At 75.3% G+C, this 20,014-nt stretch carries 20 protein-coding genes, 1 tRNA gene and 3 pseudogenes; 16 read left to right on the forward strand and 8 right to left on the reverse strand.

Annotated features, from left to right (window positions below; genetic code table 11):
- Positions 1-326: 326 nt before the first annotated feature.
- A pseudogene (locus BLW04_RS16825) lies at positions 327-623 on the reverse strand (transposase); the annotation flags it as partial.
- A gap of 807 nt (positions 624-1,430) precedes the next feature.
- Here BLW04_RS16825 and BLW04_RS16830 point away from each other — a divergent pair.
- Positions 1,431-1,601, forward strand: a pseudogene (locus BLW04_RS16830) (UDP binding domain-containing protein); the annotation flags it as partial.
- Between the two features lie 36 nt (positions 1,602-1,637).
- On the opposite strand, the gene BLW04_RS16835 reads toward BLW04_RS16830, so the two are convergent.
- A complete protein-coding gene (locus BLW04_RS16835; RefSeq protein WP_091543868.1) occupies positions 1,638-2,933 on the reverse strand; it encodes an alpha-hydroxy-acid oxidizing protein in 1,296 nt (431 codons plus the stop codon).
- A 221-nt stretch (positions 2,934-3,154) separates the two neighbouring features.
- On the opposite strand from BLW04_RS16835, the gene BLW04_RS16840 reads away from it, so the two are divergent.
- The 9 genes from BLW04_RS16840 (at position 3,155) to BLW04_RS16880 (ending at position 12,583) form a co-directional block, all read left to right on the forward strand.
- Positions 3,155-4,165 carry a hypothetical protein gene (locus BLW04_RS16840; RefSeq protein WP_139306877.1) on the forward strand — a complete coding sequence of 337 codons (1,011 nt, stop codon included), beginning with the start codon at positions 3,155-3,157 and terminating at the stop codon, positions 4,163-4,165.
- 8 nt (positions 4,166-4,173) lie between these two features.
- Positions 4,174-4,725 carry a MarR family winged helix-turn-helix transcriptional regulator gene (locus BLW04_RS16845; protein WP_091543734.1) on the forward strand — a complete coding sequence of 184 codons (552 nt, stop codon included), beginning with the start codon at positions 4,174-4,176 and terminating at the stop codon, positions 4,723-4,725.
- 103 nt (positions 4,726-4,828) lie between these two features.
- Complete coding sequence (locus BLW04_RS16850; protein ID WP_091543737.1) at positions 4,829-6,328, forward strand: HAD-IIIA family hydrolase; 1,500 nt, start codon at positions 4,829-4,831, stop codon at positions 6,326-6,328.
- Positions 6,325-7,329: a glycosyltransferase family 9 protein gene (locus tag BLW04_RS16855; RefSeq protein ID WP_091543871.1), complete on the forward strand. Its 1,005-nt coding sequence runs from the start codon at positions 6,325-6,327 to the stop codon at positions 7,327-7,329. Before BLW04_RS16850 ends, BLW04_RS16855 begins: the two co-directional genes overlap by 4 nt.
- Complete coding sequence (locus BLW04_RS16860; RefSeq protein WP_091543740.1) at positions 7,326-8,291, forward strand: glycosyltransferase; 966 nt, start codon at positions 7,326-7,328, stop codon at positions 8,289-8,291. Before BLW04_RS16855 ends, BLW04_RS16860 begins: the two co-directional genes overlap by 4 nt.
- On the forward strand, positions 8,288-9,502 hold the full coding sequence (locus BLW04_RS16865) for a glycosyltransferase (RefSeq protein ID WP_091543744.1): 1,215 nt from the start codon (positions 8,288-8,290) through the stop codon (positions 9,500-9,502). Before BLW04_RS16860 ends, BLW04_RS16865 begins: the two co-directional genes overlap by 4 nt.
- A gap of 29 nt (positions 9,503-9,531) precedes the next feature.
- Positions 9,532-10,212 carry a D-sedoheptulose-7-phosphate isomerase gene (locus BLW04_RS16870; protein WP_091543747.1) on the forward strand — a complete coding sequence of 227 codons (681 nt, stop codon included), beginning with the start codon at positions 9,532-9,534 and terminating at the stop codon, positions 10,210-10,212.
- On the forward strand, positions 10,209-11,579 hold the full coding sequence (gene rfaE2 / locus BLW04_RS16875) for a D-glycero-beta-D-manno-heptose 1-phosphate adenylyltransferase (RefSeq protein ID WP_091543750.1): 1,371 nt from the start codon (positions 10,209-10,211) through the stop codon (positions 11,577-11,579). Before BLW04_RS16870 ends, rfaE2 begins: the two co-directional genes overlap by 4 nt.
- 95 nt (positions 11,580-11,674) lie before the next feature.
- Positions 11,675-12,583: a glycosyltransferase family 9 protein gene (locus BLW04_RS16880; protein WP_254781710.1), complete on the forward strand. Its 909-nt coding sequence runs from the start codon at positions 11,675-11,677 to the stop codon at positions 12,581-12,583.
- Positions 12,584-12,670: 87 nt separating this feature from the next.
- Here the strand turns inward: BLW04_RS16880 and BLW04_RS16885 are convergent, their stop codons facing one another.
- The 3 genes and pseudogenes from BLW04_RS16885 to BLW04_RS29720 form a co-directional block, all read right to left on the reverse strand.
- On the reverse strand, positions 12,671-13,660 hold the full coding sequence (locus BLW04_RS16885; RefSeq protein WP_091543753.1) for a UDP-glucuronic acid decarboxylase family protein: 990 nt from the start codon (positions 13,658-13,660) through the stop codon (positions 12,671-12,673).
- Between the two features lie 314 nt (positions 13,661-13,974).
- Positions 13,975-14,526, reverse strand: coding sequence for a branched-chain amino acid ABC transporter permease (locus tag BLW04_RS28605; protein WP_254781715.1), 552 nt, complete (start codon positions 14,524-14,526; stop codon positions 13,975-13,977).
- A 65-nt stretch (positions 14,527-14,591) separates the two neighbouring features.
- Positions 14,592-14,816 (reverse strand): annotated as a pseudogene (locus tag BLW04_RS29720) (branched-chain amino acid ABC transporter permease); the annotation flags it as partial.
- Positions 14,817-14,917: 101 nt separating this feature from the next.
- Between BLW04_RS29720 and BLW04_RS16895 the strand changes: the two are divergent.
- Positions 14,918-15,880, forward strand: a complete 963-nt coding sequence (locus BLW04_RS16895) for a PucR family transcriptional regulator (protein WP_254781712.1) — start codon at positions 14,918-14,920, stop codon at positions 15,878-15,880.
- 4 nt (positions 15,881-15,884) lie between these two features.
- Here the strand turns inward: BLW04_RS16895 and BLW04_RS16900 are convergent, their stop codons facing one another.
- Positions 15,885-16,118, reverse strand: coding sequence for a DUF2630 family protein (locus BLW04_RS16900; RefSeq protein ID WP_091543756.1), 234 nt, complete (start codon positions 16,116-16,118; stop codon positions 15,885-15,887).
- A 114-nt stretch (positions 16,119-16,232) separates the two neighbouring features.
- Between BLW04_RS16900 and BLW04_RS16905 the strand changes: the two genes are divergently transcribed.
- Positions 16,233-16,667 carry a VOC family protein gene (locus tag BLW04_RS16905; protein ID WP_091543759.1) on the forward strand — a complete coding sequence of 145 codons (435 nt, stop codon included), beginning with the start codon at positions 16,233-16,235 and terminating at the stop codon, positions 16,665-16,667.
- On the opposite strand, the gene BLW04_RS16910 is transcribed toward BLW04_RS16905, so the two are convergent.
- Both BLW04_RS16910 and BLW04_RS16915 read right to left on the reverse strand, forming a co-directional pair.
- Entirely contained in the window at positions 16,664-17,575 is a 912-nt protein-coding gene (locus BLW04_RS16910) for a prephenate dehydrogenase/arogenate dehydrogenase family protein (RefSeq protein WP_091543764.1), read from the reverse strand. The genes BLW04_RS16905 and BLW04_RS16910 overlap by 4 nt on opposite strands.
- A complete protein-coding gene (locus BLW04_RS16915) occupies positions 17,572-18,057 on the reverse strand; it encodes a PaaI family thioesterase (RefSeq protein ID WP_091543770.1) in 486 nt (161 codons plus the stop codon). Before BLW04_RS16915 ends, BLW04_RS16910 begins: the two co-directional genes overlap by 4 nt.
- Positions 18,058-18,069: 12 nt before the next feature.
- Between BLW04_RS16915 and BLW04_RS16920 the strand changes: the two genes are divergently transcribed.
- The 4 genes from BLW04_RS16920 (at position 18,070) to BLW04_RS16935 (ending at position 19,928) form a co-directional block, all read left to right on the forward strand.
- Complete coding sequence (locus BLW04_RS16920) at positions 18,070-18,615, forward strand: tRNA adenosine deaminase-associated protein (protein WP_091543774.1); 546 nt, start codon at positions 18,070-18,072, stop codon at positions 18,613-18,615.
- Positions 18,612-19,286: an HAD family hydrolase gene (locus BLW04_RS16925; protein ID WP_091543777.1), complete on the forward strand. Its 675-nt coding sequence runs from the start codon at positions 18,612-18,614 to the stop codon at positions 19,284-19,286. The genes BLW04_RS16920 and BLW04_RS16925 overlap by 4 nt, the downstream gene beginning before the upstream one ends.
- 106 nt (positions 19,287-19,392) lie before the next feature.
- A complete protein-coding gene (locus BLW04_RS16930; protein WP_091543878.1) occupies positions 19,393-19,833 on the forward strand; it encodes a nucleoside deaminase in 441 nt (146 codons plus the stop codon).
- A gap of 10 nt (positions 19,834-19,843) precedes the next feature.
- Positions 19,844-19,928, forward strand: a tRNA-Ser gene (locus BLW04_RS16935).
- Positions 19,929-20,014 lie beyond the last annotated feature (86 nt).

The raw sequence follows: 20,014 nt of genomic DNA on the forward strand, positions 1-20,014 counted from the left end.
CGGAGTCGAGCCCCAGGTCAGAATCGACCCAGGGTCCGTGCGCTGCGCACCGGCCCACATCCACCAGGTTGGAGCACGGCTTCGCGATTACAGGGCGTCAACCACTGGTTCACTCACGTTGCACCTTCTGACCTCGCCCAGCGAGCCCGCACCGTCTGGCAGTACCGGCGCGACCCGCCTTCGTCGGGGCCGCTTGCCACCCATCCCGGCGTTCCCCGGAAAGGGCTGCCCCCAGGCTTCGATCAGGCCGCTGCGACGGCCCAACGGAGGTGGTCTCTCACCACCCCTCGATCAACACAGCGCCTCGTGGCGCACAGCTCCGCCGCGAAGAAAGCCGACGCGCTCTTCAAGATCGCGTTGGCTCGGCGGAGCTCCCGCACCTCCCGCTCCAGCTCCGCCAGTCGGGTCGCGTCATCGGTGGTGGTGCCCGGCCGGTGGCCTTCATCGATCTCGGCCTGGGTCACCCAGTTGCGTAGCGTCTCGGGGTTGATTCCCAGCTGCTCGCCGATCCGCTTCAACGCCCCGGTCCGTGTGGCCAGGTCACGCCGGGCGTCCACCGCCAGCCGGATCGCCCGCTCCCGAAGCTCGTCGGGGTACTTCCTCGGTGCCGCCATGACTCTCATCCTCACGTGGATTGAAAGCCTCCATCAGACCCGGCACGGGACACTGGCCGGCTGACGAGCCCGAACCGTTGAACGGGCGCCCGGGCTGATGGACTCGCCTCCGCTCCTGGACTCCGTCGGCTGCCGGTCGGCGAGGATTAGCCGCGGAGCAGGGTGCCGAAGGTGTGGTGGGCGGGGGGCCGGTCCTGGCGGTCTGGCCGCGTTGGTCGGTCCACCCAGCGTTGGGTGGCCAGTAGTAGCCGGCTTCCCCCGCCCACGCTCAACTGTGACCCAGGGCACATTGCTCCGTCAAGGGCACTCCGGCGCGCCGTCGGGCGTCCGCGGGCCCCGGCTGGCACGTCGCCGCGTTGCGGCGCGGCGACTGTCCGTGCTCCGGGCCAACGCCGGTCAGTCAGCGATAACACCAGTGTGGCGATCAAGACCTGAGGATGTCGCCCCTTGCGGCTGGAATCAGCTACTCGCAGTGATTACCTGACGGGGGAGGTCGCTGGACCGTGGGCGGATCACGTCCTACCGCGGCCCCTTTCGACACCGCAACGGATGGGTGTCGTGGCTTTCGGCCACCCATGTGTCGACCCTTGCCCCCCTGCGGAGCTGTTCATGAAGATCTCGGTCATCGGTTGTGGCTACCGGGGTGCGGTGTATGCCGCGTCGATGGCTGAGCTCGGGCATGACGTGGGTGGGCATCGACGTCGATGGAGCGAAGGTCGAGGCGCTGTCGCAGGCGAGGGCGCCGTTCTATGAGCCGGGGGTTCGAGGAGCTGCTGGCGCGGTCGCTGGCGTCGGACCGGTTGGGCCGAGCGGGCCGACGCCGTCCTGGTGCTCACCGAGTGGAAGCAGTACAAGGAGCTGGACCCGGTCGCCTTCGGCCGGGTCGTGAAGCAGAAGCGCGTGCTGGACGGTCGCAACGCGCTGGACCGGGACAGCTGGACGGCCGCCGGCTGGTCCTACCGGGCGCTGGGCCGCCGCGCCGGCTGACCGCCTGGACCGGGTCGCCAAGAACCGGCGGCCCGGTCAGCGTGTGCGGCGCAGCACCTCGCGGGTCAGCTGGCCGACGGCAGTGTGGCCGGTGAGGCCGAGCGTCAGGTCGAACTCGCCGATCACGTCCTCCACCACCTGCCGCACGCCGGCCTCCCCGGCCAGGCCCAACCCCCACGCGTAGGGCCGGCCCAGCAGCGCCGCCCGCGCGCCCAGTGCCAACGCAACGAGCACGTCCGCGCCGCTGCGGATCCCGCTGTCGAACAGCACCGGGATCCGGTCCCCGACCGCGTCGACCACGTCGGGCAGGGCGTCCAGCGAGGCGATCGACCGGTCCACCTGGCGGCCGCCGTGGGTGCTCACCACCACGCCGTCCACGCCTTCCTCGACCGCTCGCCGGGCGTCGTCGGGGTGCAGCACGCCCTTGAGGACGACGGGGAGCGTCGTCCGGCTGCGCAGCCAGGCCAGGTCCGCCCAGGTGATCGAGGGCCGGGAGTAGATGCCCAGGAACACCTCCACGGCCGCCCGCGGGAGCGGTGAGCGCAGCGCCTCGCGCACCGGCATGCCGGTGGCCGTCGACCAGGCCCGCGCCATCCCCACCATCGCCCGGACGGCGGAGACCGTGGGTCGCGGCTGCGGGTCGCGGGGCGGGGCGGCGACCGCCCGCTGCTCGACGAGCCGGCGGAACACCGGGTCGGAGGTGTACTGGGCGATGCCCTTGCCCAGCGCGAACGGCAGGTGGCCCAGGTCCAGGTCGCGCGGCCGCCAGCCCAGCATCGTGGTGTCCAGGGTGACGACGACCGCCTCGCACCCGGCGGCCTCGGCGCGGCCGAGCAGGCTCTCCACCAGCTCGTCGGAGGTCGACCAGTAGAGCTGCATCCAGCGGGGGCTGTCGCCCATCGCTCCCGCGGTGATCTCCAGCGGCACCGAGGCCTGGTTGGAGAAGACCATCGGCACACCCACCGCCGCGGCGGCCCGGGCGACGGCGAGGTCCGCCTCCGGGTGCACCAGCTCCAGCGCCCCGACCGGTCCGAGCAGCACCGGCGCGGGCAGCCGGCGTCCGAACAGCTCGACCGAGGTGTCCCGGCGGCTCACGTCGCGGAGCACCCGCGGCACCACCGACCAGGCGTCGAAGGCCATCCGGTCGGCACGCTGGGTGGCCTCGTCCCCGGCGCCGCCGGCCACGTAGCCGTAGGCCCGGGCGTCCAGCCGGCGGCGTGCCTCGCGCGCCAGTGCCCGGTAGACGGTGGGGACCCGGGGGTGGCGGCCGTAGACACCCGCCCGGTACACCGCGTCCTGCCGCCGCCGCCCCGTCCCCGCCGCTGAGGTCACGTCGACCACCGTAGTGACGGGCGTCTCGCTGCCCGTCCGGGCATCGTGCGACGGCATCCTCCCGGCGCGTCGCCCGCGACACGCCCATGACACGCGTGGGGCTGGAGTGACGATCCACGAACTCCCCGGGCCCGCCGCACATGATGGAAGCCGCTCCCGGGCACCACATGGCCGTGTCGGGGGACGTTCGGAACCAAGGCGCGCCAGATCGGGGGAGTGCCGTGACGACGACGCTCGCAGCCCGCCCGGTGCCCCTGGTGGTGGCGGTCGCCGGCGCGCTGCTGATCGCGGGCCTCGTGCTGGCCGCCCCGGCCGCCGCCATCGAGGACCCCGCAGCCCCCACCGCCGCCATCACCCACGGCCCGAGCTGTGGGCCCGGCGTCGTCCGGGTGCAGGTCACCAACGGCGACGAGGAGCACCGCGTGGCCCTCGTCTTCGGCGGCACCGACGAGCAGGACGCCGCCGTGCTCGCCCCCGGCCAGCAGGCGGAGTTGCGCAGCACCGACGTCGACTGGGGTATCACCGTCGACGTCTCGGTCACCGTCACGTCCGCCGACGGCGCCACCGTGGACGAACCGCTGGAGTTCGGCACCTACACCCGGCCCAGCCGCGAGGACTGCGACGCGATCAGCGGCGGCCCCGGCGAGCCGACGGCCCCGGCCGGCGGCGCCCCGACCACAGCTGCGCCCGCCACCTCCGCGTCGAGCCGGCCCAACCCCGCGTCGGGGGAGCCCCGTGCGACTGGAACGCCGCGGCCGATCCCGCCGATCGTGGACGCCGGCGCGCCGGCGGCTCCGACCGGCATGCCGTCCACCGGCGGCGTCACCTCCGGCGGCCGCGCCGCCGATCCGTCGGTCGCGCCCGGCGGAGCGGTCACCGTGCACGGCACCGGCTTCACGCCGGGCGAGCCGGTGCACGTGTCGGTGCCCGGCGTCGATGACCCGCTGACCACGGTCACCGCGGCCGTCGACGGCACCGTCGAGGCCGTCGTGCACATCCCGCACGGGACAGACCTGGGCCCGCTGACTCTCCAGCTGGTGGGTCAGGACTCCGCCACGATCGCCGGCCTGGACCTCCAGGTCGCCGCGCAGCAGGCACCGGTCTCCGCGGCGACGCCCGTCCCCGGGCTCGCCGCGATCAGCGCGCTGCTGATGGTCGGCGGCGCGCTGGGGCTGTCCGCCGCACGCCGTCCCCGGACCGGCGCTGACGGCGTCGCGGCCCGCCGGCGCTGACCCCGGCGATGGACCAGGCGCGGCAGGACCCTCCCCGCGGGGCGGCGCACAGCGCCCCCGATGACGCCCGGCGGGAGGTGGAGCCACCGGCCCGCGGTGTGCCCCGCGACGTCCGGGGGCTGGCGGGGCCCAGCGCGCCGGAGACCTGGCTCCGCATCGTCCAGGCGCACGACCGGATCACCCGTCGGGTCGACTCGGCGCTGCACCGCCAGCACGGCATCTCGCTGACCGGCTTCGAGGTGCTCCGGCGGATCGCCGAGTCACGGGCCCAACAGGCCTCGATGAGCGACCTCGCGGAGGCGGTCGGACTGTCCCGGCCGGGGATCACCAGCACCGTGAACCGGCTGGTCGAGGACGGGCTGGTCAGTCGGGAACGGAACGACGCCGACCGCCGGCTGCTGCACGCGCGGCTGACCCCGGCCGGGCAGGAGCGGGTGGCCGCAGCCGTCACCACCCACGACGACCTGGTCGCGCACCTCCTCACCCTGCTCGGGGACGACGCCGCGGTGGTCACCGACGCCCTCGCCCGCGTCTCCGCAGCGGCCCGCCGCAGCCGCTGACCGCACGGGCCTGCGCCGTGTCCAGCAGCATCGTCCCTGCTGCGAAGACAACACTTCAAGCCCGTAGTGTTTCGGTGCGCACGAGCGGGGCACCAGCGGGGGCATGACGGCTGAGCTCGGGCAGTGCACGGTGGTCGTGCCGACCATCGGCCGACCGTCGCTCGACGTGCTCCTCGAAGCCCTCGCGGTGGCCACCGGCCCCCGTCCGGCCGAGCTCGTGCTGGCCGACGACCGCCCCACCGGCGCCCCGCTGGTCCCTGACCGTCCCGGGCTGCCCCCGGTCCGCGTCGTCCGCACCGGCGGTGGCGGGCCGGCCCGCGCCCGCAACCTGGGCTGGCGGACCGCGCGCACGGAGTGGATCGCCTTCCTGGACGACGACGTCGTCCCCGACCCCGACTGGTACGAGCGGCTGGCCGCGGACCTGGCCGCGCTGCCGGCCGACGCCGCCGGCAGCCAGGGCCGGGTCCGGGTTCCGCTGCCGGCCGACCGGCGACCCACCGACTGGGAGCGCGGCACCGCGGGCCTGGCCACCAGCAGCTGGATCACCGCCGACCTCACCTACCGCCGGGCCGCGCTCGCCGCGGTCGGCGGCTTCGACGAGCGGTTCCCGCGCGCCTTCCGCGAGGACTCCGACCTGGCGCTGCGAGTGATGGGCACCGGCGCGCGGCTGACCCGTGGCCAGCGCTCGATCGCCCACCCGGTGCGCCCCGTCGACCGCTGGGTCAGCGTCCGGGTGCAGGCCGGCAACGCCGACGACGTCCTCATGCGCCGGCTGCACGGCCCGACCTGGCGGGAGCGGGCCGACGCCGCGGTCGGCCGCCGCCCCCGCCACCTGGCCGTCACAGCCGCCGCAGTGGCCGCCGTCGGCCTCGCCGCCGCCCGGCGGCCGCGTGCCGCCGCGCTCGCTGCGCTGGCCTGGACCGCCGGGACGGCGGAGTTCGCCTGGGCCCGGATCGCCCCCGGCCCGCGCACCGGGGACGAAGTGGCCACGATGGCCCTCACGAGTGCCGCGATCCCGCCGCTGGCGACCTGGCACTTCCTGCGCGGCGCCGTCGCGCACCGGCAGGTACCCGCCTGGCGCGGCCTGCCCGACCTGGTGCTGTTCGACCGCGACGGCACCCTGGTCCACGACGTGCCCTACAACGGCGACCCCGACCTGGTCCGCCCGGTGGACGGCGCCCGCGCGGCGCTGGCTGCGCTGCGCGCCCGCGGCGTGCGGATCGGCCTGATCACCAATCAGTCCGGCATCGGCCGCGGGCTGCTCACCCGGGCCCAGGTCGACGCGGTGAACGCGCGCGTCGCCGAGCTGCTCGGTCCCTTCGACACCGTGCAGCTCTGCCCGCACGCGCCCGGTGACGGCTGCGACTGCCGCAAGCCCGCACCCGGCATGGTGAAGGCCGCCTGCGCCGGGCTGGGCGTCGACCCGGCCCGCTGCGTGGCCATCGGCGACATCGCCGCCGACCTCGGTGCGGCACAGGCTGCCGGCGCGGTCGGCATCCTGGTGCCGACGCTGGTGACCCGCCCCGAGGAGGTCACGGCCGCGCGGCACCGGGCCGCGACGCTGCGCGAGGCGGTCGACGGGGTCCTGGCAGGCGAGTGGTGAGCGCCGGCACCGTCCTGGTCGCGCGGCTGGACAATGCCGGCGACGTGCTGCTGCAGGGTCCGTTGGTCCGCGCCGTCGCCGCGGGTGCGGACCGGGTGGTGTTCCTCGCCGGTCCCCGCGGTGCCGACGCCGCCCGGCTGCTCCCCGGCGTCGACGCGGTGCTGACCTGGCACTGCCCGTGGATCGACGCCACCCCCGCGCCGGTCGACCCGGCCGACATCGCCGCCCTCACCGACCGGGTCCACGCGCTCGGCGTCGACGAGGCGGTCGTGTCCACCTCCTTCCACCAGTCGCCGCTGCCGCTGGCTCTGGTGCTGCGCACGGCAGGCGTGCGACGCATCTCGGCGGTCAGCGTCGACTACCCCGGCTCCCTGCTCGACGTCCGGCACGCGGTGGACGACGACGTTCCCGAGCCGGAGCGGGCGCTGTCGCTGGCCCGGGCCGCCGGGTTCGAGCTGCCCGACGGGGACGACGGGCGGCTCGCCGTCCGCCGGCCGCTGGCCGCCGTCGACCAGGCCGGGCCCTACGTCGTGCTGCACCCCGGCGCCTCGGTGCCGGCCCGTGCCTGGCCGGCGGAGAACTGTGCGGCTGCCGTCGAGGCGCTGGCCGACGCCGGCTGGCGGGTGCTGGTCACCGGCGGGCCGGGGGAGCGAGAACTCACCGCCGCCGTCGCCGGTACCCGCGGCGTCGACCTGGGCGGGGACACCAGCCTGGCCGGGATGGCCGCGCTGCTCGACGGCGCCGCCGCCGTGGTGGTCGGCAACACCGGTCCGGCGCACCTGGCCGCCGCCGTCGGTACCCCCGTCGTGTCGCTGTTCTCCCCGGTCGTGCCCGCGGTCCGGTGGGCGCCCTACGGCGTCCCGACCGTGCTGCTCGGCGACCAGTCCGCCCCCTGCCGGAACACCCGGGCGCGCGAGTGCCCGGTCCCGGGCCACCCCTGCCTGACCTCGGTGAGCCCAGCCGACGTCGTGGCCGCCGTCGAGAAGTTGGTGAGCGTGTGAAGGTCCTGCTCTGGCACGTGCACGGCTCCTGGACGACGGCGTTCGTCCAGGGCCGCCACGAGTACCTACTCCCGGTCACCCCCGACCGCGGACCCGATGGGCTCGGCCGCGCCCGCACCTGGGACTGGCCGGCGAGCGTCCGCGACGTGCCGGCCGACCGGCTGCGCGCCGAGGACGTCGACGTCGTCGTCCTGCAGCGGATGCGCGACCTGGAGCTCGTGCGCGAGTGGCTGGGCCGCGAACCGGGCCGGGACCTGCCCGCGGTCTTCCTGGAGCACAACGCGCCGGACGGGGCCGTTCCCGCCACCCGCCACCCGCTGGCCGATCAACGTGACATCCCGATCGCCCACGTCACGCATTTCAACCAGCTGTTCTACGACAACGGCTCCGCCCCGACCACGGTCATCGAGCACGGCATCGTCGACCCCGGCGAGCGCTACACCGGCGAGCTGGCCCGGGCCGCCGTGGTGGTCAACGAGCCGGTCCGCCGGGGCCGCACCACCGGCGGCGACCTGTTGCCCGGGTTGGCCGCCGCCGCGCCGGTCGACGTCTTCGGCATGGGCCTGACCGGCCTGCACGAGCGCTACGGCCTCGACCCGTCCCGGGTGGCGCTGCACGACGACCCGCCGCAGGCGGCCATGCACGCCGAGCTGGCCCGCCGCCGGGTCTACGTCCACCCGGTGCGCTGGACCTCCCTGGGGCTGTCGCTGCTGGAGGCCATGCACCTGGGCATGCCGGTGGTCGCGCTCGCCACCACCGAGGCGGTGGAGGCCGTCCCGGCCGAGGCGGGGGTGCTGTCCACCCGCCCGGACCGGCTGTGGGCCGCCGTCCGCGAGTACCTGCACGACGAGGACGCCGCGCGGCTGGCCGGCAAGGCCGCCCGCGCCGCGGCGCTGGACCGCTACGGCCTGGCCCGTTTTCTCGCCGACTGGGACGAGTTGCTGCGTGAGGTGACCCGATGAGGATCGACCTGGTCAGCGAGCACGCCAGCCCGCTCGCCGCCATCGGCGGTGTGGACGCCGGCGGGCAGAACGTGCACGTCGCCGCACTGGCCGCCGGACTCGCGGCCCGCGGCCACGAGGTCAGCGTGCACACCCGCCGGGACGACGCCGCGCTGCCCGAGCGGGTGGCCACGCCCGACGGCTACGACGTCGTCCACGTGACCGCCGGGCCTCCCAGGCCGTTGCCCAAGGATGAGCTGCTGGGGCACATGCCGGCCTTCGCCGCCCAGCTGCGTGCCGGCTGGTCGGTGCGCCGCCCCGACGTCGTCCACGCGCACTTCTGGATGTCCGGGCTGGCCGCGGCCGAGGCCGCCGGCAGCCTGCGGACCCCGGTGTCGGTGCTGCAGACCTTCCACGCCCTTGGCTCGGTGAAGAAGCGCCATCAGGGCGCGGCCGACACGTCCCCGCCCGCGCGCATCGAGCTCGAGCGCGAGTTGTGCGCCGGTGTCAGCCACGTCATCGCCACCTGCTCCGACGAGGTGTTCGAGCTGCACCGGCTCGGCCTGCGCAGCGACCGGGTCTCGATCGTCCCGTGCGGCGTGGACACCGCCGTGTTCACCCCGCGTGGCCCGGTCGCCCCGCGTTCGGACCGCCCGCGGCTGCTGGTGCTCGGCCGGCTCGTGGAGCGCAAGGGCCAGGAGGACGCCGTCCGGGCACTGGCCGCGGTACCCGACGCCGAGCTGGTCGTGATCGGTGGCCCGGCGACCGGTGAGCTGGACGGCGACCCCGAGGTGCGCCGGCTGCGCACGGTGGCCGGGTCGGTGGGCGTGGCCGACCGCCTGGTGTTCACCGGAGCCGTTGCCCGCGCGGACGTGCCCGGCTGGATCCGCTCGGCCGACGTGGTGCTCGCCGTCCCCTGGTACGAACCCTTCGGCATCACCCCGCTGGAGGCGATGGCCTGCGGCCGCCCGGTGGTGGCCACCGCCGTCGGCGGGCTGGTCGACACCGTCGCCGACGGCGTCATCGGCGACCTCGTCCCGCCCCGCGACCCCGCCGCGCTCGGGGCCGCGCTCGCCGCGCTGCTCGCCGACGATCACCGCCGTGCCGCCTACGGCCGCGCCGGCGTCGAGCGCGCCCGATCCCGCTACCGGTGGGCCCGCGTCGTAGCCGACACCGAAGCCGTCTACCGGCAGGTGCTGGCCGGCCGCCCCGCCCTGGAGGTCGCCCGATGACCCCGCCGTCGAACCCCGGAGGACCCGCGATGCCCGCCCCGTTCAGTACTGCTCCGCTGCGCGCCGCCGAGGTCGTCTCACCCGACGCCTGCACCCACCTGACCGGGCAGGACCACGTCACCTCGCTGACCGTGGCGCTGCGCGACGTCAGCGCCCAGGTGGAGACCCTCGACCGCTGGGGCCGGCTGATGGCCGACGTGCTCTGCGGGCCCGGGCGGGGCCGGCTGCTGGCCGCCGGCAACGGTGGCAGCGCCGCCCAGGCCCAGCACCTGACCGCCGAGCTGGTCGGCCGCTACCGCGCCGACCGTCCGCCGTTCTCCGCCATCTGCCTGAACGCCGAGACCTCCAGCCTCACCGCCATCGCCAACGACTACCCGGCCGACGAGCTGTTCGCCCGGCAGGTGGAGGCGCACGGCCGGGCCGGGGACGTCGTCGTGCTGATGTCCACCAGCGGGCGCAGCCCCAACGTCGTCGCCGCGGCCCGCCGTGCGAGGGAGGCCGGGATGACCGTGCTGGCCATGACCGGCCCTGCGCCCAACCCGCTGGCCGCCGTCGCGGACGACGCGTTCTGCGTCGACTCCGAGTGGACCGCCACGGTGCAGGAGTGCCACCTCGTGGCGCTGCACCTGGTGTGCGCCGCCTTCGACAGCGCGGTGCTCGCCGAACCCGCCCGGGTGTCGACGGGCAACCACGTGGGGGTGCTGCCGTGAACGAGCTCCTGGTGGTGGTCGGCGATGCCCTGCTCGACGTCGACCTCGTCGGCACCGCGACCCGGCTCACCCCGGACGCCCCCGTCCCCGTGGTCGAGGACGTCCAGATCCGGGAGCGGCCCGGCGGTGCGGCGCTCGCCGCGGTCATCGCCGCCGCGGCCACCGCCCGGGAGGTCGTGCTGGTCGCGCCGATCGCCGACGACGACGGGGCGGCCCGGCTGCGGGCGCTGCTGGCCGGCCGGGTCCGGCTGATCGGCATCCCGGCCACCGGCGGTACCGCGGTGAAGCAGCGGGTCCGGGTGGGCGACCACTCCATCGTGCGCATCGACAGCGGCGACCCGATCGCCGTCCTCGGTGAGCTGCCGGCCGAGGCGTCCGCGGTGATCCGCTCCGCGGCCGCCGTTCTGGTCGCGGACTACGGCCGGGGGACGACGGCCGACCCGGCCGTGCGCGCGGCGCTGTCCGCGGCCCGCGGGCCCGTCGTCTGGGACCCGCACCCCCGCGGCGCGGACCCGGTCCCCCGCACCCGGCTGGTCACCCCCAACGGCGCCGAGGCGGCCCGGGTCGCGGCGGCCGCCGGGGTGGACGCCACCGGCAGTGGCCTGGCCGCGGTCGGGGCGCGCGCCGAAGCGCTCATCCGGCACTGGGGGGTCGGTGCGGTCGCGGTGACCCTCGGCTCCCGCGGCGCGCTGCTGTCCTACGGCGAGGGCGCTCCGATGATGGTGCCCGCCGTCCCGGTGACCGGCGGCGACCCGTGTGGCGCCGGGGACTCCTTCGCCACCGCGGCCGCGCTTGCGCTCGCCGACGGCGCGGTGACCGGTGAGGCGGTGGCTGCCGCGGTGGCCGCAGCCTCGGCGTTCGTCGGCCGCGGCGGTGCGTCCACCTGGGACACCGTTACCCCGACCTCCGCCGCCCCGGCCGGTGGCGTGGAGGCGCTGCTCGAGCGGGTGCGGGCGGCCGGTGGGACCGTCGTCGCCACCGGCGGCTGCTTCGACCTGCTGCACGCCGGGCACGTCGCCACCCTGCGCGCGGCCCGCGGACTGGGCGACTGCCTGGTGGTGTGCATCAACTCCGACGACTCGGTGCGCCGGCTCAAGGGCCCGTCCCGGCCGCTGGTCAGCGCCCCCGACCGGGCCCGGGTGCTGGAGGCGCTGGAGTTCGTCGACGCCGTCGTCGTCTTCGACGAGGGCACACCCGCAGAGGTGCTCGAGCGGCTGCGCCCCGACGTGTGGGCCAAGGGTGGCGACTACGCCGGGGCCGACCTGCCCGAGGCCGCGGTGCTGCGCCGCTGGGGTGGCCAGGCCGTCGTTCTGCCTTACCTGGACGGGCACTCCACGACCGCGCTGGTCGAGCGCTCCCGGGTGTGAACAAGGACCCCGCTGCCCCCCACGCCTCGCACGCTCGGCGCGGGCCCCTGCAGCAGGGCCGTTCAAGCGACGAGGTCGGCCGGCCGACGGCGGTGGTGCTGCGTCCGCTCGGGCTCGGGGACCTGCTCACCGGCGTTCCGGCCATCCGGGGCATCCGGGCCGCGGTGCCCGACCACCGGCTGGTGCTCGCGACGACGACCGCGCTGGCCCCGCTCGCCGAGCTGGTCGACGCCGTCGACGAGGTGCTGCCGGCCCGCGAGCTCGAGCCGCTGGACTGGTCCGGACCGTCGCCGGAGCTCGCCGTCGACCTGCACGGCAAGGGGCCGGCCTCGCACGCCGTGGTCGCCGGCCTGCACCCCCGGCGGCTGCTGACCTTCGACAGCCCCGGTCATCCCGGGCCGACCTGGTACGCCGACGAGCACGAGGTGCGCCGCTGGTGCCGGCTGGTCGAGGAAGGGCTCGGGGTCCGATGCGACCCGGACGCACTCGACCTCGCCGTCCCGGCCGTTCCGCCGCCGGTGGCCGGCGCCGCCGTTGTGCACCCCGGCGCTGCGTTCCCCGGCCGCCGCTGGCCGCCCGACCGGTTCGCCGCGGTCGCCCGGCACCTGGCCGCCGCCGGGCACGACGTGCGCATCACCGGCGGGCCCGCCGAGCGCGAGCTGGCGGCCGCCGTGGCCGAGCTCGCCGGGCTGCCCGGGGAGGCCGTGCTGGCCGGGCGGACCACGTCGATGGAGCTGGCCGCCGTGGTCGCCGCGGCCCGGGTCGTCGTCTGCGGCGACACCGGGGTGGCACACCTGGCGACCGCCTACCGCCGTCCCTCGGCCGTGCTGTTCGGGCCGGTGTCGCCGGCGCTGTGGGGGCCGCCGCCGCGCCCCCAGCATGTCGTCCTGTGGCACGGGGACGGCGCCGGCGACCCGTGGGGCACCGCCCTGGACCCGGCGCTGGCCCAGGTCACGGTGAGCGAGGTCGTCGAGGCCCTGGACGGGCTGCTCGCCAGGGTCTGAAGGACCTCCGCAGCGCGTTGTGCTCTGCCCCCCCAGGCGGGGCAGAGCACAAGCCGGGCAGAGGTCCTCAGCCGCGACGGGTGGCGCTCAGCCGGCCTGCGCGGCCCGATCCTCGCGCTGTGCGGCGAACCAGTCGACGGTGCGGCGCAGGCCCTCCGCGGAGGGGACCGACGGCCGCCAGGCCAGCAGCTCCTCGGCCCTGGTGGTGTCCGGGCGGCGGACCTTGGGGTCGTCGACCGGCAGGTCGATGAAGCCGATCGTCGACTCCGAGCCGGTGAGCTGCACGATCCATCGCGCCAGCTCCAGCATGGACAGCTCGTCGGGGTTGCCGATGTTCACCGGCCCGGCGTGGGTGGACGCGGCCATCTCGAGGATGCCGCGGACCGTGTCCTCGACGTAACAGATCGAGCGGGTCTGCGAGCCGTCGCCGGCCACGGTGAGCGGGCGGCCGTCGAGCGCCTGGCCGATGAAGGCGGGGATCGCGCGGCCGTCGTCCGGGCGCATCCGCGGGCCGTAGGTGTTGAAGATCCGCACGATGCCGGTGTCGATGCCCTGGGAGCTGCGGTAGGCGGTGGTGAGCGCTTCGCTGAACCGCTTCGCCTCGTCGTAGACCCCGCGCGGGCCGACCGGGTTGACGTTGCCCCAGTAGTCCTCGGGCTGCGGGTGCACCAGCGGATCGCCGTAGACCTCCGAGGTCGACGCCAGCACGAAGCGGGCGTCCTTCTCCTTGGCCAGGCCCAGCGTGTGCAAGGTGCCCAGGCTGCCGACCTTGAGGGTTTCGATCGGCATCTTCAGGTAGTCCAGCGGGCTGGCCGGTGAGGCGAAGTGGAGCACCAGATCGACCGGGCCGGGCACGTGCACGTAGTCGGTGACATCGCAGCGCACCAGCCGGAAACCGGGGTGCTCCATCAGGTGCAGCACGTTGGCCGGGGAACCGGTCAGGAGGTTGTCCAGGCAGACGACCTCGACGCCCCGCTCGAGCAGCTGCTCGCACAGGTGGGAGCCGAGGAAGCCGGCACCTCCGGTCACCACCGCCCGGCGGATCTCCCGCGCGCTCCGCACTACGCCGTGCGCCATCGACTGCTCCTGTCCCATGTCCGGCCGGCGGGACACTCCCGCGGCTGCCGCCCCCCTACCCGCCGGCCCCCCACGGCACGCACTTCGGGGCCGAAGTGTTCCGGGCCGGGAACGCCGACGGGCCGCCGCCCTCCGCGAGGGAGACCGGCGGCCCTGGTGACGTGCTGGAGCGGCCCTCGTGCAGGGACCCGGCCCGAGCGGAGCGAGGGTCGGGGGGCACGAGGGTCCTTTGTCGGTCTCCGACCGACTACACGTCCGGGATGCAGCTGCTGGGCGGCGTGGTCCGCTCGGCTTCGGACTCCTTGATCTCCGCGTCACCGTTGTCGGTAACCAGCACCGGAGTCAGCTCTTCCGAGCTGGTTCCCTTGATCTGGCTGACCACGATCGCGGTGAGCAGCGCCAGGGAGAGCACCAGGGTCAAGGCGCTGGGGCGGCCAGCCGGACGACGATCGCCAGCACTCCGCCGCCCAGGCCGCACTGACCACGAACGCCAGCACCCGCCACGAGCCCAGCCGGATCCCGGCCAGCTCCGCGGCGACGTCGTTGTCGCGTACGGCCCGCCCGGTGCGCCCGATCCGGTTGCGCACCAGGTTGGCCAGCAGGAAGTAGGTGATGATCAGCGCCGTCGCGCCGACGTAGGCCAGCCATTTCGTCGTCGTCGTCTGGTTGCCCGAGATGGTGCTGATCGCGTCGCCGAACCAGTCCGGCGCGCGCGGCGCACGCACCCGCAGGCCCTGCTCGCCGCCGAGGGTGTCCTGGAACCGCAGCGCCAGCCCGGGCAGGCCGACCGCCAGCACCAGGGTGGCACCGGCCAGGTAGGGCTCGTGCAGCCGGGAGGCGGCGGCACCGACGAGGGCACCGACCAGTGCGTCACCACGACCGCGACGAGGAAGATCACCGGCAGCGGGAGCGGCTCGTCGGCCGCCAGGAACAGTGCCGCGGTGTAGGCCCCGACCGCCATCAGCGCGCCGTGGCCCAGCGAGATCTGCCCGTTGAGACCGGTCAGCACGGTGAGGCCGCCGGCCGCGATCGCGTAGTAGGACAGCGTCGCCAGCTGGGAGTTGCGGAAGGGGCTGGTGAGCTCGAGCAGCACCACGGCGGCCACGGCGCACAGCAGGACCGCGAGCAGGTGGCGCAGCAGCGTGGACTGTGGCACCAAGCGGAAGCCCTTGGTCGCGGCCGTGGAGGCGGGCGGCCGCGGTGGCCGGCTTGCCGGCGGGCGGCTGGGCGTCGGTCTGCAGGTCGCTCATGTGGGTCATGCCCTCCGTGCCCCGGTGCTGGGCGGCCCACGGCGTGCCCCTGGAGACGGTGCTGCGCGCCTACCGGCTGGGCGGGCAGGTCACGTTCGAGGCACTGCGGTCGGCCGCGCGCGGCGCCGAGGAACCCGGGGACGCCGAGGTGCTCCTGGAGGTGGCGGGCTCGGTCTGGCAGGTCAACGACCTGCAGTGCGCCGCGTTGGCCGAGAGCTACCGCACCGAGGAGCGCCGGCTCGCCGGCATCGAGGACCAGGCGCGGCAGCAGGTGCTCGACGGACTGCTGGGGGGACGCGGCGGTGATCCGGTGTTCGTGCCGTCGGCGTCCGAGCTGCTCGCGCTGCCGCTGGAAGGGCGACTGTTCGTCGCGGTGCCCCCGCCCGACGCCAGCGGCGGCCCGACCGTGCGCGGACCTGGACCGCGGCTGCTCAAGCGGGGTGTTCGCTCGGTGTGGGGCAGGCGCTCCGGCGCCCAGGTCGGCGTAATGGCGCTGGGCTCCCGCCGGCTGGCAGAGGTGCTGGGCTGGCTCGAGGAGCTGGCCGAGGGGCCGGTCGGCGTCTCGGCGGTGGTCGAGGGCGCAGGCGAGGTGGCGGTGGCGTGGCGGCTGGCCGACACCGCGGCCCGCACGCTGCCGCGCGTGGTGACCATCGACGACCGGTTGCCCGAGGCGCTGCTGAGCAGCTCCCCGAAGATCGCCGGCCGGCTGGTCACCCAGTCACTGGGGCGCCTGCTGGAGCTGCCCGAGGATGAACGGTCGGTGCTGCTGGACACCCTCGCGGCCTTCCTGGCCGCCGACGGCTCACCGACCCGGGCCACCGACGAGCTGTACTGCCACCGCAACACGGTGATGCACCGGCTGCGGCGGATCGGGCAGGTCACCGGCCGCTCGGTGGGCGATCCCCGGTCCCGCCTGCTGTGGCAGCTGGCGTTGCTGGGCACCGAGCACCGGCGGCCGGCGGCGTCCTGACCGGCTACTGCAGGTAGTTCTCCACCTGCGGCTCGGGGCGTGCCTTCGCCTCGTCCGGGTCCCCGCCGTACTGGCGCTTGGCGTCCCGCTGGCGCAGCAGGTCCCAGAGCTGGTCGAGGTCCTGCTCGAGATGGGCGACCCGGGCCCGCTGCTCCTCGGTGTGCTCGCCGCTGTCGCGCAGCCGGTGCTCTTCCTCGACCAGGGCGTGGATGCGGCTGTGGATGTCCTCGTCGGCCATGGGGGTCCTCTCCTCGTGCGGTGTGGCGTCCGGTCGCGCCGGACGCAGGTCGGGAGGAAGCCTGCCCCAGAGCTGGGCCGGGAAACCGTCCCCGGACGGCGATAGCGTGCGGCGATGGAGCAGCGGATCAGCCTGGTCACCCTGGGGACGACGGACCTGGTGCGGTCCCGGGCCTTCTACGAGGCCCTCGGCTGGCGCGGCCAGGAGGTGGAGCAGACGGTGTTCTTCCAGGCCGGCGGGCTGGCACTGGTGCTGTGGTCGCGCGCCGCGCTGGCCGCCGACAGCGGCGTCGGGGACCCCGGCTCCGACGGGTTCGGCGGAATCTCGCTGGCGCACAACGTGCGCTCCCGGGCGGAGGTCGACGAGGTGCTCGCGCAGGTGACCGCGGCCGGCGGGACGCTCACCCGGCCGGCCGCCGAGACGTTCTACGGCGGCTACGCCGGCTGCTTCACCGACCCCGACGGTCATGTCTGGGAAGTCGCCCACAACCCCGGCTTCGCGCTCGGGCCCGAGGGCGCGCTGACGCTGCCGGACTTCGGGACCAGCTAGGCCTCGGGGACCCAACCCTCGACGAAGGCGGCCAGCCGCCGGCTGACCGCGCCACCGGACCGGCCCAGGGCCAGCAGCGCAGCCCGCTCCAGCGGCACCCGCACCGGACGGCGCCCGCGGGTCGCCGTCCGCACTGCGTGCCCGTCGGCGACCAGTTCGGCCCACGGCCGGTCCAGCTGGGCCCGCACCCGGTCCAGCGCGGCAGCCGCCGGCCCGCCGTTGGCCTCGACCAGCGCGGTGACGAACGCCGGGTCGCTGCCGATCACCCGGGTGCCGTCGGTGAAGCTGCCGGCCGCGAGGGCCAGCGCGAGCGGGCCCGCCTGACCGGCGGCGGTGGCCAGCGCAGCGGCGAGCAGGTGCGGAACGGCGCTGATCGCGGCCACTGCGTCGTCGTGTTCGGCGGCGGTCACCGGCACCACCTCGGCTCCCACGGCCAGCGCCACCTCGGCCACCCGCAGCCAGCGGCGCAGGTCGGTGCCGGGTTCCAGGCACAGCGCCCATCGCGCGCCGGTGAACAGGGCCGGGTCGGTCGCGGCGTGCCCGGACCGTTCCGTCCCGCACATGGGGTGCCCGCCGACGAGCCGGTCGCCGTACTGCGCGCCGAGCTCGGCGAGCACCGGCGCCTTGACCGAGCCGACATCGGTGACCGTGGCGTCCGGGTCGAGGATCAGGTCCGCCATGGCGGTGCCCAGTACCGGCATCGGAACGGCGAGCACTACGACGCCGGCCAGCTCCCGGCTGATCGTCACGCCCCGGGCGGCGGCCGCGTCCCGGGCGGCCGGGTCGGTGTCCCAGCCCGAGACGGGCCGGCCGGCGTGCACCAGCGCCGCGGCCAGCGAGCCGCCCAGCTGGCCGAGCCCGACGACCGACACCGGGGGAGCGGGCATCGTGGGAACGGGGAAGGTCATGGCTGCTGCCCTGTGGTGTCCCACGGGGTGCCCAGCCGGAAGACCCGGGCCAGGGCGGTGGCCACCTTCCGGCCGTCCGCGGTGGCCGCCTCGATCCGGTAGACCGCCGTCCGGCCGGTGCGGTGCAGCTCCCAGCCCTCGGCGACCAGCCGATCGCCCAGCCGCCCGGCGTCGAGGAACTCGGTGTGCAGATCCTGGGCCACCGCGAGCGTCCCGTGGCTGTTGCTCACCGCGCCGTGCACGACGTCGAGCAGTGCCATGGTCGCGCCGCCGTGCGCCGTCCCCGCGGCGTTGAGGTGCTGCGGACCCACGGTCATCGCCGCGCGGGCGTAGCCAGAGCCGACCGCCTCCAGCTCGATGCCCAGATGGGCGGCCAGCGGGTCGGCGGCCAGTGCGCCGAACAGCGCCGGGTCCACCGCGTCGTCACCGGCGACCTCGTCACCGGCGGTCTCGGTGCTGTCGGTCCCGCGGTCGTCGGCCATGATCTGAAGGTTATGACCACACCCCCGCCGACCCCGCTCCGGCCGAGCTTCGCCGTCCGGGTGAGCCGGGCCGGCGCGAACTGGCAGTGCGAACTGCTCGCCGTCGACGCCGGGGACGAGCTGCCGGTGCTCGAGCGGGCGCTCGGCGATTCCGGCGTCTCCGACTGGCCGGGGCCCTTCGTCCTCGTGGTCGACAGCCGGCTCTACTTCGTCGTGCTGAGGCACGGACCAGGCGGGATGGTGCGCGCGTTGATCTCCGATGCCACGTTCCAGGAGTGGTTGCTGGCCGCGGAGGTGGTCGAGCGGTACGGCATCGGCGCCGAGGACGGCGCCGGTGCCCTGGGGGGCCGCGGCCATGCCACCATCGATGACGCCTTCGACGACGACGAGACCGGCTGGCCCGGCGGGGACCTCGACGTCTTCTCCGATGCCGGGCTCACCGCCGACGAGCTGTCCGCACTGCTGGCCGCCGACGACCTGTGGGCCGACGAGATGGTGCTGCAGATCGCCGAACGGCTCGGCTTCGCCGCGCAGCTCACCGCGGTGGCCGCGGCATGAGTGCGCCAACGGCCACCGCGGTGGTGTTCGACCTGGGCGGGGTGATCACCGAGAGCCCGATGACCGCCTTCGCCGCCTACGAGGCCGAGGCCGGCCTGCCCGACGGGCTGATCCGCCGGCTCAACAGCACCGACCCGGACACCAATGCCTGGGCACGCTACGAGCGCCGCGAGCTCGACGAGGCCGGCTTCCGGGCCGCCTTCGAGGCCGAGGCCGGTGCGGCGGGGCACCGACTGGACGCCCGCCGGGTGCTCGCGGCGCTGCACGGGGACCTGCGCCCGTCGATGGTCATCGCCGTGCAGCGGCTGCGTGCCGCAGGCCTGCCACTGGCGCTGCTGTCGAACAACGTAGCGCCGATGGAGCGCACCGGCCCGCTCGGGGAACTGCTCGGGCTCTTCGACGCGGTGGTCGAGTCCTCGGTCGAGGGCGTCCGCAAGCCCGAGCCGGCCATCTACGTCCGGGCCCTGGAGCGGCTGGGCGATGCGGTCGGCCGGCCGATCGCGGCGACCGACTGCGCGTACCTCGACGACCTGGGCATCAACCTCAAGCCGGCCCGGGCGATGGGCTTTGCGACGATCAAGGTGGTGGAGCCCCGCGCCGCGCTGGCCGAGCTGTCAACGATGGTGGGCCTCGAACTCGAACTCGAACTCGACCTGGACAGCGGACCGTGACGAGCCGGCGCCGTGGAGGTGCCCCCACCGTCACTTGTGCTCTGAGTCTCCAGCGGACTCAGAGCACGAGCATGCCGAGGGAGCAGCGGTGACCGAGGATGAGGCGATGCTGCGGGCACTGGCGCTCGCGGCAGCCGCTCAGACGTGGGGCGACACGCCGATCGGTGCCGTCGTCCTGGGGCCGGACGGCGCCGTCCTTGCCGAGGCCGCCAACGAACGGGAGAAGCGCGGGGACCCGACCGCGCACGCCGAGGTGCTGGCGCTGCGCGAGGCGGCGCGGATGCACGGCGACGGCTGGCGGCTGAGCGGCGCGACCCTCGTGGTCACCCTGGAACCGTGCACCATGTGCGCCGGCGCGAGCGTGCTGTCCCGGGTCGCCCGGGTGGTCTACGGCGCCGACGACCCCAAGGCGGGGGCGGCCGGGTCGTTGTGGGACGTCGTCCGGGACCGGCGGCTCAACCACCGTCCCGAGGTGGTCGGCGGGGTCCGGGCCGAGGAGTCCGGCGCGCTGCTACGGGCATTCTTCCGTGCCAAGCGGGGCCTGTAGTCTCTTCGGCGGTGGCGTGTCCGAGCGGCCGAAGGAGCACGCCTCGAAAGCGTGTGAGGTGCAAGCCTCCGTGGGTTCAAATCCCACCGCCACCGCACACACACCACACCGACGGCGGCGTCCGATTCCCTGACGGGACCGGGCGCCGCCGTCGTCGTCTCAGTCTCAGGGCGGCACCGTG

Origin of the sequence: Modestobacter sp. DSM 44400, from assembly GCF_900107175.1 — a bacterium.
Lineage (GTDB): Bacteria > Actinomycetota > Actinomycetes > Mycobacteriales > Geodermatophilaceae > Modestobacter.

Excerpts from the sequence above, each read along its gene's own strand:
- BLW04_RS16845 (WP_091543734.1), top strand. The coding sequence starts at position 4,174 with ATGGACCAGGCGCGGCAGGACCCTCCCCGCGGGGCGGCGCACAGCGCC.
- BLW04_RS16850 (WP_091543737.1), top strand. The coding sequence starts at position 4,829 with ATGACGGCTGAGCTCGGGCAGTGCACGGTGGTCGTGCCGACCATCGGC.
- BLW04_RS16865 (WP_091543744.1), top strand. The coding sequence starts at position 8,288 with ATGAGGATCGACCTGGTCAGCGAGCACGCCAGCCCGCTCGCCGCCATC.
- BLW04_RS16870 (WP_091543747.1), top strand. The coding sequence starts at position 9,532 with ATGCCCGCCCCGTTCAGTACTGCTCCGCTGCGCGCCGCCGAGGTCGTC.
- BLW04_RS16885 (WP_091543753.1), bottom strand. The coding sequence starts at position 13,660 with ATGGCGCACGGCGTAGTGCGGAGCGCGCGGGAGATCCGCCGGGCGGTG.
- BLW04_RS16895 (WP_254781712.1), top strand. The coding sequence starts at position 14,918 with ATGCCCTCCGTGCCCCGGTGCTGGGCGGCCCACGGCGTGCCCCTGGAG.
- BLW04_RS16900 (WP_091543756.1), bottom strand. The coding sequence starts at position 16,118 with ATGGCCGACGAGGACATCCACAGCCGCATCCACGCCCTGGTCGAGGAA.
- BLW04_RS16905 (WP_091543759.1), top strand. The coding sequence starts at position 16,233 with ATGGAGCAGCGGATCAGCCTGGTCACCCTGGGGACGACGGACCTGGTG.
- BLW04_RS16910 (WP_091543764.1), bottom strand. The coding sequence starts at position 17,575 with ATGACCTTCCCCGTTCCCACGATGCCCGCTCCCCCGGTGTCGGTCGTC.
- BLW04_RS16915 (WP_091543770.1), bottom strand. The coding sequence starts at position 18,057 with ATGGCCGACGACCGCGGGACCGACAGCACCGAGACCGCCGGTGACGAG.
- BLW04_RS16920 (WP_091543774.1), top strand. The coding sequence starts at position 18,070 with ATGACCACACCCCCGCCGACCCCGCTCCGGCCGAGCTTCGCCGTCCGG.
- BLW04_RS16925 (WP_091543777.1), top strand. The coding sequence starts at position 18,612 with ATGAGTGCGCCAACGGCCACCGCGGTGGTGTTCGACCTGGGCGGGGTG.
- BLW04_RS16930 (WP_091543878.1), top strand. The coding sequence starts at position 19,393 with ATGCTGCGGGCACTGGCGCTCGCGGCAGCCGCTCAGACGTGGGGCGAC.